The sequence below is a fragment of the Chromohalobacter canadensis genome (genome assembly GCF_034479555.1).
In the GTDB taxonomy this organism is placed as follows: Bacteria; Pseudomonadota; Gammaproteobacteria; order Pseudomonadales; family Halomonadaceae; genus Chromohalobacter; species Chromohalobacter canadensis.
Genome location: NZ_CP140151.1, coordinates 1,337,282 through 1,351,979 on the forward strand (window position 1 = coordinate 1,337,282; position 14,698 = coordinate 1,351,979).

Annotated in this window: 11 protein-coding genes; 4 read left to right on the plus strand and 7 right to left on the minus strand. The window is 57.1% G+C overall.

Going from position 1 to position 14,698, the window contains the following annotated elements:
• The first annotated feature begins 239 nt into the window (after positions 1–239).
• Positions 240–2,243 (plus strand): transketolase, encoded by a 2,004-nt coding sequence (tkt, locus tag SR908_RS06365; RefSeq protein WP_246925544.1) that lies wholly within the window; start codon positions 240–242, stop codon positions 2,241–2,243.
• A gap of 268 nt (positions 2,244–2,511) precedes the next feature.
• Here the strand turns inward: tkt and SR908_RS06370 are convergent, their stop codons facing one another.
• The 5 genes from SR908_RS06370 to rpiB form a co-directional block, all read right to left on the minus strand.
• Positions 2,512–3,522 carry a substrate-binding domain-containing protein gene (locus SR908_RS06370; RefSeq protein WP_246925561.1) on the minus strand — a complete coding sequence of 337 codons (1,011 nt, stop codon included), beginning with the start codon at positions 3,520–3,522 and terminating at the stop codon, positions 2,512–2,514.
• Between the two features lie 96 nt (positions 3,523–3,618).
• Positions 3,619–4,578 (minus strand): ABC transporter permease, encoded by a 960-nt coding sequence (locus SR908_RS06375; RefSeq protein ID WP_246925564.1) that lies wholly within the window; start codon positions 4,576–4,578, stop codon positions 3,619–3,621.
• Positions 4,568–6,073, minus strand: coding sequence for a sugar ABC transporter ATP-binding protein (locus SR908_RS06380; RefSeq protein WP_246925567.1), 1,506 nt, complete (start codon positions 6,071–6,073; stop codon positions 4,568–4,570). The genes SR908_RS06375 and SR908_RS06380 overlap by 11 nt, the downstream gene beginning before the upstream one ends.
• 108 nt (positions 6,074–6,181) lie before the next feature.
• Complete coding sequence (locus SR908_RS06385) at positions 6,182–7,153, minus strand: substrate-binding domain-containing protein (RefSeq protein WP_246925582.1); 972 nt, start codon at positions 7,151–7,153, stop codon at positions 6,182–6,184.
• A 353-nt stretch (positions 7,154–7,506) separates the two neighbouring features.
• Positions 7,507–7,965: a ribose 5-phosphate isomerase B gene (gene rpiB, locus SR908_RS06390; RefSeq protein WP_246925585.1), complete on the minus strand. Its 459-nt coding sequence runs from the start codon at positions 7,963–7,965 to the stop codon at positions 7,507–7,509.
• A gap of 405 nt (positions 7,966–8,370) precedes the next feature.
• Between rpiB and SR908_RS06395 the strand changes: the two genes are divergently transcribed.
• The 3 genes from SR908_RS06395 (at position 8,371) to SR908_RS06405 (ending at position 12,399) form a co-directional block, all read left to right on the plus strand.
• Entirely contained in the window at positions 8,371–10,101 is a 1,731-nt protein-coding gene (locus tag SR908_RS06395) for a dihydroxyacetone kinase family protein (RefSeq protein WP_246925597.1), read from the plus strand.
• A gap of 19 nt (positions 10,102–10,120) precedes the next feature.
• Positions 10,121–10,891, plus strand: coding sequence for a triose-phosphate isomerase family protein (locus SR908_RS06400; RefSeq protein WP_246925599.1), 771 nt, complete (start codon positions 10,121–10,123; stop codon positions 10,889–10,891).
• Positions 10,892–11,032: 141 nt separating this feature from the next.
• Positions 11,033–12,399, plus strand: a protein-coding gene (locus SR908_RS06405) for an IS3 family transposase (RefSeq protein ID WP_407652255.1) whose coding sequence is annotated in 2 segments (ribosomal slippage) — positions 11,033–11,495 and positions 11,495–12,399 — 1,368 coding nt in all. Because the reading frame shifts where the segments join, the coding sequence is not laid out codon by codon here.
• A gap of 91 nt (positions 12,400–12,490) precedes the next feature.
• Here the strand turns inward: SR908_RS06405 and SR908_RS06410 are convergent.
• Both SR908_RS06410 and SR908_RS06415 read right to left on the minus strand, forming a co-directional pair.
• Positions 12,491–13,546 carry an aldo/keto reductase gene (locus tag SR908_RS06410; RefSeq protein WP_246923666.1) on the minus strand — a complete coding sequence of 352 codons (1,056 nt, stop codon included), beginning with the start codon at positions 13,544–13,546 and terminating at the stop codon, positions 12,491–12,493.
• 72 nt (positions 13,547–13,618) lie between these two features.
• A complete protein-coding gene (locus tag SR908_RS06415) occupies positions 13,619–14,620 on the minus strand; it encodes an aldo/keto reductase (RefSeq protein WP_246923669.1) in 1,002 nt (333 codons plus the stop codon).
• Positions 14,621–14,698: the final 78 nt, after the last annotated feature.

Sequence of the window (14,698 nt, forward strand, 5' to 3'; positions counted from 1 at the left end):
GACCACACGCATGGCAGGATGCGTCGATGGGCACTTACCGGTCAATGGCCACCTCCGACATTTGATGCCACATGGCTTCTCGGCGACAATACCCAACCGAATCCCGGGGCCCGCACAAGCGGCGCCCCGCGCTCGATATCGGCGGCGTAGGAAAGAGTAAGTAAAACCGACGACGCGCTCACGCGCCGGGGCTCTTTCCTACGCCGCTTTACCCGATGCCGCAGGCGAGGAGCTAGCTAATGCCGTCCCGTTTCGAAATGGCCAATGCCATTCGTGCCCTATCCATGGATGCCGTCCAAAAGGCCAACTCCGGCCACCCCGGCGCCCCCATGGGCATGGCCGACATCGCGCAGGTGCTGTGGAATGACTACCTCGCGCACAACCCGGCCAATCCGCACTGGGCCAACCGTGACCGTTTCGTGCTCTCCAACGGTCACGGCTCGATGCTGCTCTACTCGCTTTTGCATCTAACGGGCTACGGCATCTCGCTGGAAGACCTGCAGAATTTCCGCCAGTTGCACTCGAAAACCGCCGGCCACCCGGAGCTCGGCTACGCCCCGGGCATCGAGACCACCACCGGTCCGCTTGGCCAGGGGCTGGCCAACGCCGTGGGCATGGCCATCGCCGAGCGCACCTTGGCCGCGCAGTTCAACCGCCCCGGCCATGACATCGTCGACCACTATACCTATGTCTTTGTCGGCGATGGCTGCTTGATGGAAGGCGTCTCGCACGAGGTTTCCTCGCTGGCCGGGACCCAAGGGCTGGGCAAGCTGATCGCCTTTTACGATGCCAACGGCATCTCCATCGATGGCGAGGTCGACGGCTGGTTCACCGACGACACCGCCAAGCGCTTTGAAGCCTATGGCTGGCATGTGGTCCCCAATGTCGACGGTCACGACCCCGAGGCGGTCAAAGCCGCCATCGAATTGGCCCGTACCAACGACGACAAGCCCAGCATGATCATCTGCAAGACGATCATCGGCTTCGGCGCGCCCAACAAGCAAGGCAAGGAAGAGAGCCATGGCGCGGCACTCGGCGAAGACGAAGTCGCCGCTGCCCGCGAGCAGCTCGGATGGAAGCATCCCCCCTTCCACGTGCCGGAAGACATCTATCAAACCTGGGACGCCACCCAACGCGGCCGCGAGGCCGAAGCCGACTGGGACGAGCGTTTCGCGCGCTATCAGGCGGCCTATCCGGAAGAAGCCCGCGAACTCGAACGCCGCCTCAAGGGTGAACTGCCGGCGGCGCTGACCAGCGAAAAGCTGATCGAAGACGCTCAGGAAAAAGGCGAAAGCCTCGCTTCGCGCAAGGCCTCGCTGGCGTGCCTCAACGAGCTCGGGCCGCAACTCCCCGAATTGCTGGGCGGCAGCGCCGACCTCGCGCCCTCCAACCTGACCTTCTGGAAAGGCGCAAAGGCCATCACGCAGTCCGAGCCCAGCGGCAACTACCTGCACTACGGCGTGCGCGAGTTCGGCATGGCCGCCATCATGAATGGCATCGCCCTGCACGGGGGCTTCGTGCCCTACGGCGCCACCTTCCTGATCTTCATGGAATACATGCGCAACGCCGTGCGCATGGCCGCCCTGATGGGGCAACGAGTCATCCACGTCTTCACCCATGATTCCATCGGGTTGGGCGAAGACGGTCCGACGCACCAGCCGATCGAGCAGCTCACTACGCTGCGCTCGACGCCCAACCTCTCCACCTGGCGCCCCTGCGACGCCGTGGAAACTGCTGTCGCCTGGGACACGGCGCTCAAGCGTCAGGCCGGCCCCTCGGCGTTGGTGCTCTCGCGTCAGGGCTTGCCCCATCAAGCCCGTGACAAGCAGCAGCTGGCCAACATCGAGCGCGGTGGATACGTCCTCAAGGACTGTGACAGCACGCCGGAGCTGATCCTCATCGCCACCGGCTCCGAGGTGGGGCTAGCGATGGACGCCGCCGCCGAGCTGGAAAACGCCGGCAAGCGCGTGCGCGTGGTCTCCATGCCCTCCACCGACACCTTCGACACTCAGGACGCCGATTATCGCGAATCAGTACTGCCGCGTAACGTCACCGCACGCCTGGCCATCGAAGCCGGGCATCGCGATTTCTGGTTCAAGTACGTGGGACTCGACGGACGCATCGTCGGCATGACCACCTTCGGTGAATCCGCGCCGGCTGGCGATTTGTTCAAGCACTTCGGCTTCACCGTCGACAACGTCGTCGCCGAAGCCGAGCAACTGCTCGACGACGCGGCGGTCTGAGTCTGCTCGGCCTCTCAGCCTTTTAGAACACAAAAGGCACGGCCAATCGACCGTGCCTTTTTCCTGCTACCTTATACATTGTTGCACGAGGGAGACTGCTTAGCGGCACACATAAAACAATGTGCAGCTACTACATGGCCACTTCCTCAAGGCAAGGGAAAACCTCCCCCGAAGGTGATGGCACTCTTCGGCGAAGGCGCGTCCAAGCTCAAAAGCGTCTCGGCATTCTTGCCGATGCTGGCTAGAACTGACTTTTTCTGCCCACAACTCACTGAAAGTCGTCAAGCTTATCCCGAGTGATTAGATCGACACCGGTATCCATGTAGTCGGGAGGCTTGATCCCCAGTGACTGCTGCCACAGGGCCTGTACGGTCCAATACCCTTGTGCTTCGGGCCGATTGGCAACGGACGAGTCAGCAACCCCCTCTTCGATCAACTGTAGCATCTCCGGGAGCTTTTCCAGACCAACTAGCTTGACCTCGCCAACCTTGCCAGCTTCCTTGATCGCTTGAGCTACACCAATGGGGCCGGAAGCTTCCGACACGACCCAGCCATCAAGCTCTGGGTTCGACTGCATTAGAGCGGCAGCCTGCTGCTGAGCTTTGGCAATACTGTCATCATTGATCGCGGTGCCTATAACCTGGATATCGGGGTGCTGCGCAAACACCTCTTTATGGCAGCGCACGCGAATAGCGTGGTTCGGCGCTGTCGGCGTACCCATCATGATGGCCACCTGGCCTTTCTCGCCAAGCCTCTCAACTAGCCGCCGAGCGGCAATTTTGGCCTGCTCACAAAAATCATTGCCGACGCTACTGACCTCCAACCCCTCCGGTGCGGGCGAATCAAAAATGACGACATTGATGCCCTGATCGAGCGCCTCCTGAAGAATGGCCCGGTTGGCATTAGCGTCTAAAGGATCTACGGCAATACCGTCCGGCCGGGTCGCTATAGCCTGTTCAAGAATCTGATTCTGGACGGCCACTTGGGATTGCTGCGGTGCACTGTATTCAATTTCTACATCAGCACCACTTTGCGCCTCAATCATCTCCGCCGCTCGCTGCGCCCCCTCATTAACGCTATCAAACCAAGGCGCTACAGCCTTGGGTACAATCACAAAGCGGTAATTGTCCTTGCCCGTAAAAGAAGAAGACAGCGGCTGCTCATTGGCATGAGCCTGCTTCGCCAGCATCGGCATTATCAACACGGCGACAACAAGTAATGCCAAGCACAACCAGTGAGCACGCGTCACGTAAAATCGAAATTGGTTATTATTAAACATACCTCCCCCTATTCTTGTCACTCTAACTTAGTCTCGTTATCGAGCCTTCCTTCAAACAGGGCCAACTTCTTGGCCCAAGATTGACTAATATCGGAATCAATCTCGCTTAAAGTAGCGCCGCGAGATCGAGTCAAGTGCGATAGCGACAACCACGATGGCACCCGTAACCATCGCTTGCCAGTAAGGCGACACCCCAATCAGTACGATGATGTTTTTGATTACACCAATGATCGCCGCACCAAAGATCGCCCCCAATGGTGTACCAATACCGCCAGTCGTAGGCACACCACCAATGACCGCGGCAGCAATTGGGCCCAGTACCCAAGAGTCACCGATCGAGGGTTGCGCCGACCCCAGTCTCGCTACCATCAACATACCAGCCAACGCCGCCAAGAAGCCGGCGAAAGCGAACACACCAACGCGTACTCTATCGGTACGAATGCCCAGCATCTGTGCCGCGGGAAGATTACTACCTACCGCGTACATATAGCGCCCGAAAGGTGTTTTCAAGGTGAGGAAGCAAGCCAGCGCCAAGAATACCAACATGACCCAGAACGGAACCGGCATACCTAACCAAGTGCCACTACCCATAAAGCCAATGTCGGCAGGGATCCCTGTAATCGCCACCCCTTTAGTGATAACTAGGTTAAGGCCCCCATAAACACCCGCCATGCCGATAGTAAGCACCAACGATGGCAAGCGCAAAAGCGTAACCAGTAAGCCATTTATTACCCCGAAAAGGGTTCCGATCACCAGGCAGAGTCCGAAAGATAGCCATGGGTTAATCCCCATGTTTACCATCATGATCCCACCGATAACACCACAGAAACCACCAATAGCTCCCAAGGAAAGATCCAGCTCACCGAGAATCATTAACATCGACTGCCCAATGGTAATAAGACCAATAAATGCTAGTGTCCTGGAGACAATAACCAAGTTATAACTATTGAGGAAGTTCTCTGATAAAATAGATGCGGAGACCAATATGATCACTAGAACACTAATCACCCCACTGAGAGGGTTGCTGACCATGAATCCCATTAATTTACGCAGCATCACCATCTCCTCCGTGGCCATGAATGGCACCAACCAAGTCGGCACCAGTAGCGTTCTCAATGTTGAAATCACCACTAATGTGCCCTTCATACATTGTGATAATTCGATTGGCACAGCGCTGGAGCTCATCCATCTCCGACGATACTAAAATGATACCGACGCCACGTTCGGCAAGCTCTTTCATCAACCTATAAATCTCCATCTTGGTACGCAGGTCGATTCCCTTGGTAGGCTCATCAAAAATGAGCACTTTGGGGTTGCACGCCATGGCCCGGCCAATGATCGCCTTCTGCTGATTCCCTCCGGATAAAAAAGTAATATCCTTATTAAGTGTCGGCGTCTTGATATCGTAATCGCGGACGATCGCGCTGACTCGCCCACGTTCTTTACGAGAATCAATAAAACCTCTTACTGCGGTTTCGCTAAACAGTGCCATACCGATGTTTCGGCGCACACTCTGCCCAGGAAAAATACCGTGATACTTTCTTTCTTCGGAAAGATAAAATAATCCATTATGAACCGACTTACTTGTATTACCGAGCTGCCATTCCTGACCTTCGACTCGTAACGTACCGGCACGGGCGGGAAGGTACCCGAACAACGTCTGCATGACTTCGGAACGGCCGGCACCCACCAACCCGGCAAAACCCAAGATCTCGCCGCGTTGCAGTTGAAACGAAACGTCCTCGAACCTCTTACCGCTTAATCCGACCACCTCGAGCAGAACCTCATGAGCGCTATCACTCTCATCCGGCTGCAGCTGAGCATCGGTCTTAATTTCCTGACCGGACATCAGCTTAACCAATTGCTTATCATCCAGCTGTGAAACGGGTTGGGTATCAACCTTCTGCCCATTACGAAGTACACTTATAGTGTCACTGATCGCAAACATCTCATCGAATTTGTGCGAAATGAACATTACCCCACAACCTTTCGCCACCACGTCGCGCACTACACGAAATACTCGCTCGACTTCAGTTTCCGTCAATGATGAAGTCGGCTCATCGAGTATCAAAATTTTCATCGATTCGTTGGTGCAGGCTCGCGCAATCTGCAGAAGCTGCTGGTCGGAAATCGAGATGTTGCCCACCTTATCGCTAGGCTGGGCAGCGATATTGAAACGCTCTATCCAGGATTGTGCTTCCCGCTCCAACTGGCGGCGCCGAAAGATCATGCCGCCATGATGCGAGCGGGAAAAAGGCATGAATAGGTTCTCGGCCACTGTCAAATTAGTGAAGAGGTTGATTTCCTGAGGCACATAGGCAACGGTCTTATACAGATGCGAATGTTCAGCAGCATCCTCGCCGTCAATTATCAACCTGCCTGACGTTGGACGCTCAGTACCGGTCAGAATCTTTACCAGCGTCGACTTACCTGCCCCATTCTCCCCAGCCAGTGTATGCACCTTGCCCATCTCGATTTCGAGCTCGATATCATCCAGCGCCGTCACTCCAGGAAAGGTCTTGCCTACGTGGTCTACATACAAATAAGCCATCAGATCCCCCTTACCACTTCAGTTCGGACGCCATTCGGGAAGCGCCCGAACTCGACTCAGGCCTGTCATGGGTCATCAACAGACGTGACAGAACAACAGCAGCAACCCTTACTGCTTGTTGTACGAGTCGACATTATCCGGCGTGATCATCACATTACCGGTATCGATATGATTAGGTGTGACGGCGCCGGTGGAGTCCTGCCACATGTTCATTACCGCCCAATATCCCTGCATGTTGGGACGTGATGCTGAGGAGGAATCCGCTACGCCTTCCTTGATAAGTTCCAGCATTTGGCTGAGATCATCGAGGCCAACTAGCTTGACCTTGTCTGTCTTGCCAGCTTCTTTGATTGCCTGACCGATACCAATTGGTCCAGCAGCATCAGAGGCTACCCAGCCATCAAGCTCGGGATTCGCCTGCATGATCGCAGAAGCCTGTTGCTGCGCCGTGCTGATATCGTCATTGTCGACCCCCGTTGCCACAACCTCGATACCCTCTGCAGTATCGAATACTTCCTGTGCACAACGCGCACGTTCGGCATGGTTGGGAGCCGTGGGGACACCCATCATAATCGCCACCTGGCCCTCTCCATCGAGCAGCTCCACCAAACGATTGGCTGCCATATTGGCCTGCTCACAGAAGTCACTACCCACGGTAGTCAGGTGCATGCCGTCCGGATTACTAGAGTCGAACAATGTGATCGGGATTCCCTGGCTCTTGGCATCACGCAGCACACTACGGTTGCCGTTAGGATCCAGCAGGTCCACGATCAGGCCATCTGGACGCGTGGCAATAGCACGTTCGATGATCTGATTCTGCTCGGAGACACTGGCGCTTTGGGGGGCAGAATACTGAATTTCGACCTCAGCACCGGTTTGGGCTTCAATAGCCGCCGCGGCCTGCTGAGCGCCATTATTGACCTTATCGAACCATGGATGGACCACTTTGGGCACCACCACGAAACGGTAGCTATCGGCAGTTTTGGTTCCCGGGCTATCGGCCGCCTGAGCTGTAGTAGCAAGCGTTACGGAAGTCAGCACACTTAACGCCAACACCATACCGGCTTTGGTGATTTTCATGGCACCTCTCCTGACTTGATTATGATTTTGGGTAATTGGAGGCCTGCAGCATCAGGCTTCTGAAATGGCGCCTACCCTAATAGGCACCTAGGGTGCATATGAAATTTGACTGATCATATGTATAGCGCATTTAGCCATGAGTAAAGGTCACGAAAGACAATGACGCAATCTAGACTTTAGTGGGCATGCCGCCAACTCACTAACATGCATGGATAAATTCACAATTCAGGCGCCACCTTGTTAGCAACAGGCGAAATTCACTAGCACTCAGATGATCATAATACGCAACATATGATCATCACTGACCAACCTGATCATGCATTTCAATAGGCTTAGCGCGCCGAAGATAGGGCTCAGCGACCATCGCGCTCATATGCTGCGATGCGATCAACCTTCGCCTGGGAGCTTCCACCCGAAAACTCACTAGACAGGAAGGTCTCAGCAATCATTTTGGCCAACTCGAGCCCAATGACACGAGCCCCCATAGTGACGATTTGCGCATCGTTACTCTTACGCGCACGCTCCGCAGAATAGGTGTCATGCGCCTGCGCCGCGCGAATACCCGGCACCTTGTTGGCGGAAACCGCCACTCCTATCCCGGTACCGCATATCAGTACACCGCGATCAACCCGACCCTCAGAGACCGCCTGCGCCACCTCAAGGGCCACATCGGGATACAGCACCGGCTTGGCGTCATGAGTGCCGAAATCTTCAACGTCGTACCCCAATGACTCGATGTGCGCGACCAGTACCTGCTTCATGTCATAGGCCGCTTCATCACACCCGAGAGCAACTTTCCACTTCTCCGCCATATTCACCTCTCATTGCTAACTTCGATATTGATACCCAGCACCACCGGGCCGCGGTAACCCACACCAGCATCCTAGACCGAAAACGCTCATATGAACAATAAGGTTACACATGATCAAAAACACCGAGAAGAGCGCATGAAAAATTTCGTAAGCAGGAATGTAAACGCAGACAAACACGCTAAAACCGCTGATCACACTCAACGAAATCCCCAAAGACACCACCAAAGTCGCATATCTATGGCCTTTTCCATCGCTATGATGGGCCTTAACACAATGCAAAATCATATGAACAACATCAGATCAAATCTTCAAAACGAATTATCTTGATAGAAAATCCAATTTCACGGATAGCACACTCCGCCGAAAGGGGCCTTCAAGCTAAGTCATCAACCGGGAGCGTCGGTCATGACACGTCTGCATAACGACCCTGTGAAATTCGTCGAGGAAGCCATCGAAGGTTTCATCGCTGCACATGCGCAACACGTCTGCCAGGTTCCAGGCGGTGTCATCCGCAACACGCGTAGCGAAAAGGGAACTGTCGCCGTAGTTATCGGCGGCGGTTCTGGTCACTATCCGGCATTTGCCGGCCTTGTCGGGCAGGGGCTGGCCCACGGTGCAGTGATAGGCAACCTGTTTGCATCACCTTCTGCCCAACAGATCTATAACGTCTGCAAAGCAGCCAATAATGGTGGTGGAGTACTGCTAAGTTTCGGCAACTATGCAGGGGATGTGCTGCACTTCGGCCAGGCCCGCGAGCGCCTGCTTCGTGAGGGGATTCACTGTGAGATTGTGGCGGTCACTGACGACATCTCCAGTGCCAGCCTTGATGAGTTACAGAAGCGACGCGGCATTGCCGGTGACTTGACTGTATTTAAGACCGCCGCCGCTGCCGCAGAAGAAGGCTACTCGTTGGAAGAAGTTGTCCGAGTCACTCGTGCCGCAAATTTGCGCACCCGCTCAATGGGCGTAGCCTTCGATGGCTGCACCCTTCCGGGAGCTGACGACGCGCTGTTCCATGTCCCCGAGGACAGAATGGCCGTCGGCATGGGCATTCATGGCGAGCCGGGTATCAGCGAACAGGAAGTACCCAGTGCAGACGAACTTGCGGAGTTACTGGTCTCTCACCTGCTCAAGGAAGTCCCTGACGTCCTCGTCAGTGCTAACGGCTCAAGGGCAGCTGTCCTGCTGAACGGGCTGGGCGCAATCAAATATGAAGAGCTATTCGTTGTCTACCGCCGCGTAAATCAGCTCCTCAAAGAAGCAGGCATCGAAATCGTCGAGCCAGAGGTCGGAGAACTGGTCACCAGTCTGGACATGGCCGGCACATCGTTGACCCTGTTCTGGCTCGACGATGAGCTTGAGCGCTTGTGGCGGGCGCCTGTAGATAGCCCGGCCTACCGCAAGGGCAACTCGAAACCGGTCGCCCAGATCGATGGATCCAAGCTCGACACCCCAGTTGAGGACACCATCCCCCCGGCCAGCGAGGCTTCTAGCGAAGCCGCCCATTGCATCAGCGAGGCTCTGAGCACCATTCGCCAACTCATCGATGACCATGTCGATGAGCTCGGACGCCTGGATGCCATTGCCGGAGATGGAGATCACGGTATCGGCATGCAACGCGGCGCCGTGGCAGCATCAGAGGCCGCCAACAAGGCGCTAAGCAGCAATGCCGGCGCCGGCACCTTGTTAAATCTTTCCGCAAAGGCCTGGGCTGACCGCGCAGGCGGTACGTCCGGAGCAATCTGGGGCGTCATACTTAACGCCTTGAGCGTTACTTTCGGCGACCAAGACAAGCCAACAGCTGACCATTACGCTCGCGCACTTATCAAAGCCAAAGAAGATGTCATGAGCTTTGGCAAAGCCAAGGCTGGTGACAAGACACTGGTCGATGCACTGATCCCTTTCAGTCAAACGCTTGAGCAGCAGGTCAGCAGCGGTGATGATTTGGCAAACGCCTGGGACAAAGCCTCTGCGGCAGCCGCCGAAGCGGCCGAGGCAACAGCAGACATGATCCCTCAGATTGGGCGCGCCCGCCCGCTTGCCGAGAAGAGCCTTGGAACACCTGATCCGGGCGCCAAGTCTCTCGCCATGATCGTGGGTGCCGTTCAAAATATAATTCAAAGTCACCAACGTTAGTCACCATATAGAGGCATTCATGCAACGCTCTACCATTACGCTGGGCATCAGTTTCAAGATGTACTTTGGTTATGCTCAGACGCTGACATGGTGCCGCGAGATTGCCGCTTCATTGGAAAAACATCCGGCTGTGCTCGATGGTCGGGTATCGTTGTTTGTACTGCCCAGCTTCCCCGCAATAGCGCCGGTACTCAATATTTTTAACGACACCCCAGTCGGCGTTGGCGGCCAAAACCTCTATCAATCAGCCTACGGCGCCTATACAGGTGAAGTGAGTGGCGCCATGCTGGCTGAAATGGGGTGCCGCTATGTCGAGATCGGACATGCCGAGCGCATGCGACTCTTCGGAGAAGATATCGAAACCGTGGCTACCAAGGTACAGGTGGCGTTGGCACACCAACTGATACCGGTACTCTGCATCGGTGAAGCTGAATGTGGCGCGCCAGAAGCGGCAATCGCGAATTGCCGTGCACAGATCGACAGTGCACTATCATTGGCCACGCCGGAACAATGCCAACAGCCGATCATCATCGCTTATGAGCCACACTGGGCAATCGGCGCTTCAGAACCAGCATCACTTGAGCACATTGCTACGGTCTGTCAGGGCCTACGCGAGCATATGAACTCACACCCCGCAGCCAGCATCATCTATGGCGGCAGTGCCGGCCCCAACTTATTGACCAAGCTAGCAGGGCAGGCTGACGGGTTATTCCTGGGACGCTTTGCTCACGATCCGGCCGCATATAACACCATCGTTAACGAGGCCTCGATACTTGTCGCCTCGCACTGAAGGCCTACTCCCGCAATCCAGTATCAATGGTGTTACGCACGTCATGGCAAAAAACGCAATCTCCGTCGCATAACGCAAACGCCCGGCCTTTGAACTGCACCCCGAAAGTTGGACATCCAATCCAACCTTCGGGGTGTTTCTATGAAGAACCAGTACAGCGACCAGTTTAAGCTGCAAGTGGTGCAGCAATACCTGAGTGGAGATGTCGGCCTAGAAGTGGTTGCCCATCAGTTGGGTCTGGACTATTCCATGGTCAGGCGATGGGTGGAGCAGTACCGGCAGCATGGGCCTTTGGGATGGCGCCAAACACGCCGTCACTACAGCCCAGCGTTCAAGCGTGAGGTGCTGGAAAGGAGGTGGCGCGACGGCTTGTCGATCCGACAGACCGAGATCCTGTTTGATATCCGTGCTGCTGGCGCTATTGGCAGATGGGAGCGTCAGTACCATAGTGGTGGCCTAACTGCCTTGGAACCGAAACGTACGGGACGCCGCCCGATGCCCCAGAAGCCCCCATCGCCAACGCCTGAGCCTCCCGCCGATGGTGAGCGCTCCCATGAGGAGTTGCTCGAGGAGCTGGCCTATCTGCGGGCAGAGAATGCCTATCTAAAAAAGCTCGATGCCTTGGCCCGAGAGAAACGGGCGACGACACGGGGCAAAAAGCCCAAGCCGTCCAAGGGTTAAGGCATGAGCACCCCCTAGCGCTGCTGCTGCGTGCGGCATCGCTGCCGCGCAGCACGTTCTACTACCAGCTCAAGGCCCTGAGGGCTGACGATCTGTATGCGCCTCTGAAGGCGCGTATCCAGGCGATCTATGATCACCACAAGGGACGCTATGGCTATCGCCGTATCACCGCTGTGCTGCGCCAGGCAGGCGAGGCGGTCAACCACAAGACCGTCCAGCGGTTGATGCAGCAGCTGGGCTTGAAGTCCCGCGTTCGCCCCAAACGATATCGAGCTTATCGCGGCGTCGAGGGCTATGCCGCTCCCAATACGCTACAGCGTCGATTTCAAGCCCAAGGGCCGAATCAACGCTGGGTGACCGACATCACCGAATTCAAGGTCAATGACCAGAAACTCTACCTGTCACCGGTCATGGATCTGTATAACGGCGAAATCATCGCCTTCCAGACTGGGCCACGACCGGTATTCGGCCTAGTGAAGCATATGCTGAAGAGCGCCTTTGACCGGCTCAGGCCGGATGATCGGCCTCTATTGCACACGGATCAGGGGTGGCATTACCGCCACCCTAACTATCGTCGCCTGGTGGCGGAGAAGCGGATACTGCGCAGCATGTCACGGAAAGGGAATTGTCTGGACAATGCCGCTATGGAGAGTTTTTTCGGCACCCTGAAAGCGGAGTACTTCCATCTGAACCGGTTCGATACCGTTGAGCAGTTGCAGCAAGGCATTGCCGAGTACATCCACTACTACAACCATCAGCGGATCAAGCAGAGACTAAAAGGCCTGAGCCCCGTGCAATACAGGACTCAGGCCATGGCCGCCGGTTAAGAGAACTAACCGTCCAACGATTGGGGGTCAGTTCACATGGCTTGCCGGGCGTTTTTGTGTGGGCCGCGTTACCGCGGTGTCTCGCCCAAGGTCAATCGTCGAGATACGGGCCATGCAGGACGCGGTCAGCATGCCCCAGGCGGCTGGAGGCCGTGTTGTGCTGATGCCAGTAGGGATACAGCAGCGCCGGGCGGCTGACTTTCTCGATGGCGGCGATCTCGTCGGGCTTGAGCGTGAGCTCGGCGCTCGCCAGGTTGTCCTTGAGCTGCTCATCCTTGCGGGCGCCGATCACCTCAGTGGACACGCCGGATCGGGTCAGCGTCCAGGCTAGCGCCACCTGGGCGGCGGACACACCGTGCCCGTCGGCCACGTCGACCAGCACGTCGATCAAGTCGAAGAGCTTGTCCTCATCGTGGATCGGCGGCTCGGTCCAGCCCTGACTGAAACGCGTGCCATCGAGATGGCGCTGGTCGCGGCGATACTTGCCCGAGAGCAAGCCGCCCGCCAGCGGGCTCCACACCATGGTACCCAGCCCCTGATCGACGGCCGCCGGCATCAGCTCGTACTCGGCGTCACGGGCTTGGGCGGTGTAGTGGATCTGCTGGCAGATCGGCTTGATGAAGTTGTGCCGTTCGCAGACCTGGAGCGCCTTCATGACGTGCCAGGCGGACCAGTTGGAAACGCCGTAATAGCGAATCTTGCCGTCGCGCACCAGCTGATCCATGGTGGCCAACGTCTCTTCCAGCGGCGTAAGGCCGTCCCACTGGTGCATCAGGTAGAGATCCAGGTGGTCGGTCTGCAGCCGTTTCAGGCTGGCCTCGCACTGGCGCAGAATGTGATAACGCGACAGGCCGTCGTCGTTGGGGCCACCCCCCATCGGGAAGCGCACCTTACTGGCGATCAGCACATCGTCGCGCTTGGTCTTGAGCGCCTCGCCGAGAATCTCCTCGGAGCGGCCCTCAGAGTACATGTTGGCGGTGTCGAAGAAGTTGACGCCACGCTCGATGGCCATGTCGATCTGGCGCTGGGCGTCGCCCAGGCCGGTGTCGCCGACGCTGGCCATCTTGCCGACGCCGCCGAAGGTCATCGTGCCAAGCGTCAGTGCAGAAACGCGCAGGCCAGAATGGCCGAGATGACGATATTCCATGTTAGCTCTCCTGATTGATGACGAAATGGCGACCGTCGCCTTTACCATGCGCGAGGACGGTCGCGCCAGCGGCTACCAGTCCTCCCGCGCGGGAGGTGCCATGAATTCAGGGCCCACGGGGTCCGTGACGTGCTCCTCGATGATGGCATCGATATCGCGTAGATCGCTGGCGGTCAGCGACCAACCGCCAAGCGCGTCAAGGGGCGTCACCTGATCCGGACGTCGCGCACCCCACAGGGCGATGGCATTGGGATGGGAATCGAGCACCCAGCGCACCGCCAGGGCCAATACCGGCTTGTCGTGACGCTCGCGCGCGAGTTTCGTCAGCGCCTCGACCACCGCCAGGTACTGCGTGAAACGGGGCGCCTGGAATTTGGGATCGGATTTCCGCAGATCGTCGCCGGTGAAAGCCGAATCCGCGTGCATCTTGCCCGTCAACAAGCCGCGACACAGCGCACCATAGGCCAGAAAGATCAGCCCCTCACGCTGCGCATAAGGAATGATGTCGCGCTCAGCATCGCGCTCAAACAGATTGAGCGGCGGCTGCACGCTGTGCAGCGGCGCTGCCTGACGAAAGGCATCGCACTGCTCGGGGCTGAAGTTGCTGACGCCGATCGCACGGATCTTGCCGGCACTATAGAGGCGCTGCATGGCGTTGGCGGTTTCCTCCATCGGTACCCGGGGATCCGGCCAATGGATCTGGTACAGATCGATCGCTTCGGTGCGCAAGCGCCGCAGCGAGTCTTCCACCTCCTTCTCGATGCGCGCCGCCGAGGCATTGCGCACCACGCCGTCGCTCCCTTCCTGCCACTCGAGCGCCGTCTTGGTGGCGAGCACCACCTTGTCACGCTGCCCGTACTCAGCCAGCGCCCGGCCGACGACCTCTTCGGAGTGCCCGAACCCATAGGCCGGTGCGGTATCGATCAGCGTAATGCCGCGATCCAGTGCGGCATGAATGGTACGCACCGCATTGGCGTCATCGGCACCGCCCCATTTCCAACCACCGATGGCCCAGGTGCCGAGCCCCACTCGTGACGGCGTGAGGTCGGTCCCCGGTATCGTGATGCTTTCCATGTTGCTCTCCTTTGTCTGTCAGCGGCATACGTGCCGCTTCCCCGGAACGCTATCAAGCGTGGCCGCCGGCAGCGGCTT

Excerpts from the sequence above, each read along its gene's own strand:
- SR908_RS06380 (WP_246925567.1), bottom strand. The coding sequence starts at position 6,073 with ATGGCTTATTTGTATGTAGACCACGTAGGCAAGACCTTTCCTGGAGTG.
- SR908_RS06385 (WP_246925582.1), bottom strand. The coding sequence starts at position 7,153 with ATGAAAATCACCAAAGCCGGTATGGTGTTGGCGTTAAGTGTGCTGACT.
- SR908_RS06400 (WP_246925599.1), top strand. The coding sequence starts at position 10,121 with ATGCAACGCTCTACCATTACGCTGGGCATCAGTTTCAAGATGTACTTT.
- SR908_RS06415 (WP_246923669.1), bottom strand. The coding sequence starts at position 14,620 with ATGGAAAGCATCACGATACCGGGGACCGACCTCACGCCGTCACGAGTG.
- rpiB (WP_246925585.1), bottom strand. The coding sequence starts at position 7,965 with ATGGCGGAGAAGTGGAAAGTTGCTCTCGGGTGTGATGAAGCGGCCTAT.
- SR908_RS06395 (WP_246925597.1), top strand. The coding sequence starts at position 8,371 with ATGACACGTCTGCATAACGACCCTGTGAAATTCGTCGAGGAAGCCATC.
- SR908_RS06370 (WP_246925561.1), bottom strand. The coding sequence starts at position 3,522 with ATGTTTAATAATAACCAATTTCGATTTTACGTGACGCGTGCTCACTGG.
- SR908_RS06410 (WP_246923666.1), bottom strand. The coding sequence starts at position 13,546 with ATGGAATATCGTCATCTCGGCCATTCTGGCCTGCGCGTTTCTGCACTG.
- SR908_RS06375 (WP_246925564.1), bottom strand. The coding sequence starts at position 4,578 with ATGCTGCGTAAATTAATGGGATTCATGGTCAGCAACCCTCTCAGTGGG.
- tkt (WP_246925544.1), top strand. The coding sequence starts at position 240 with ATGCCGTCCCGTTTCGAAATGGCCAATGCCATTCGTGCCCTATCCATG.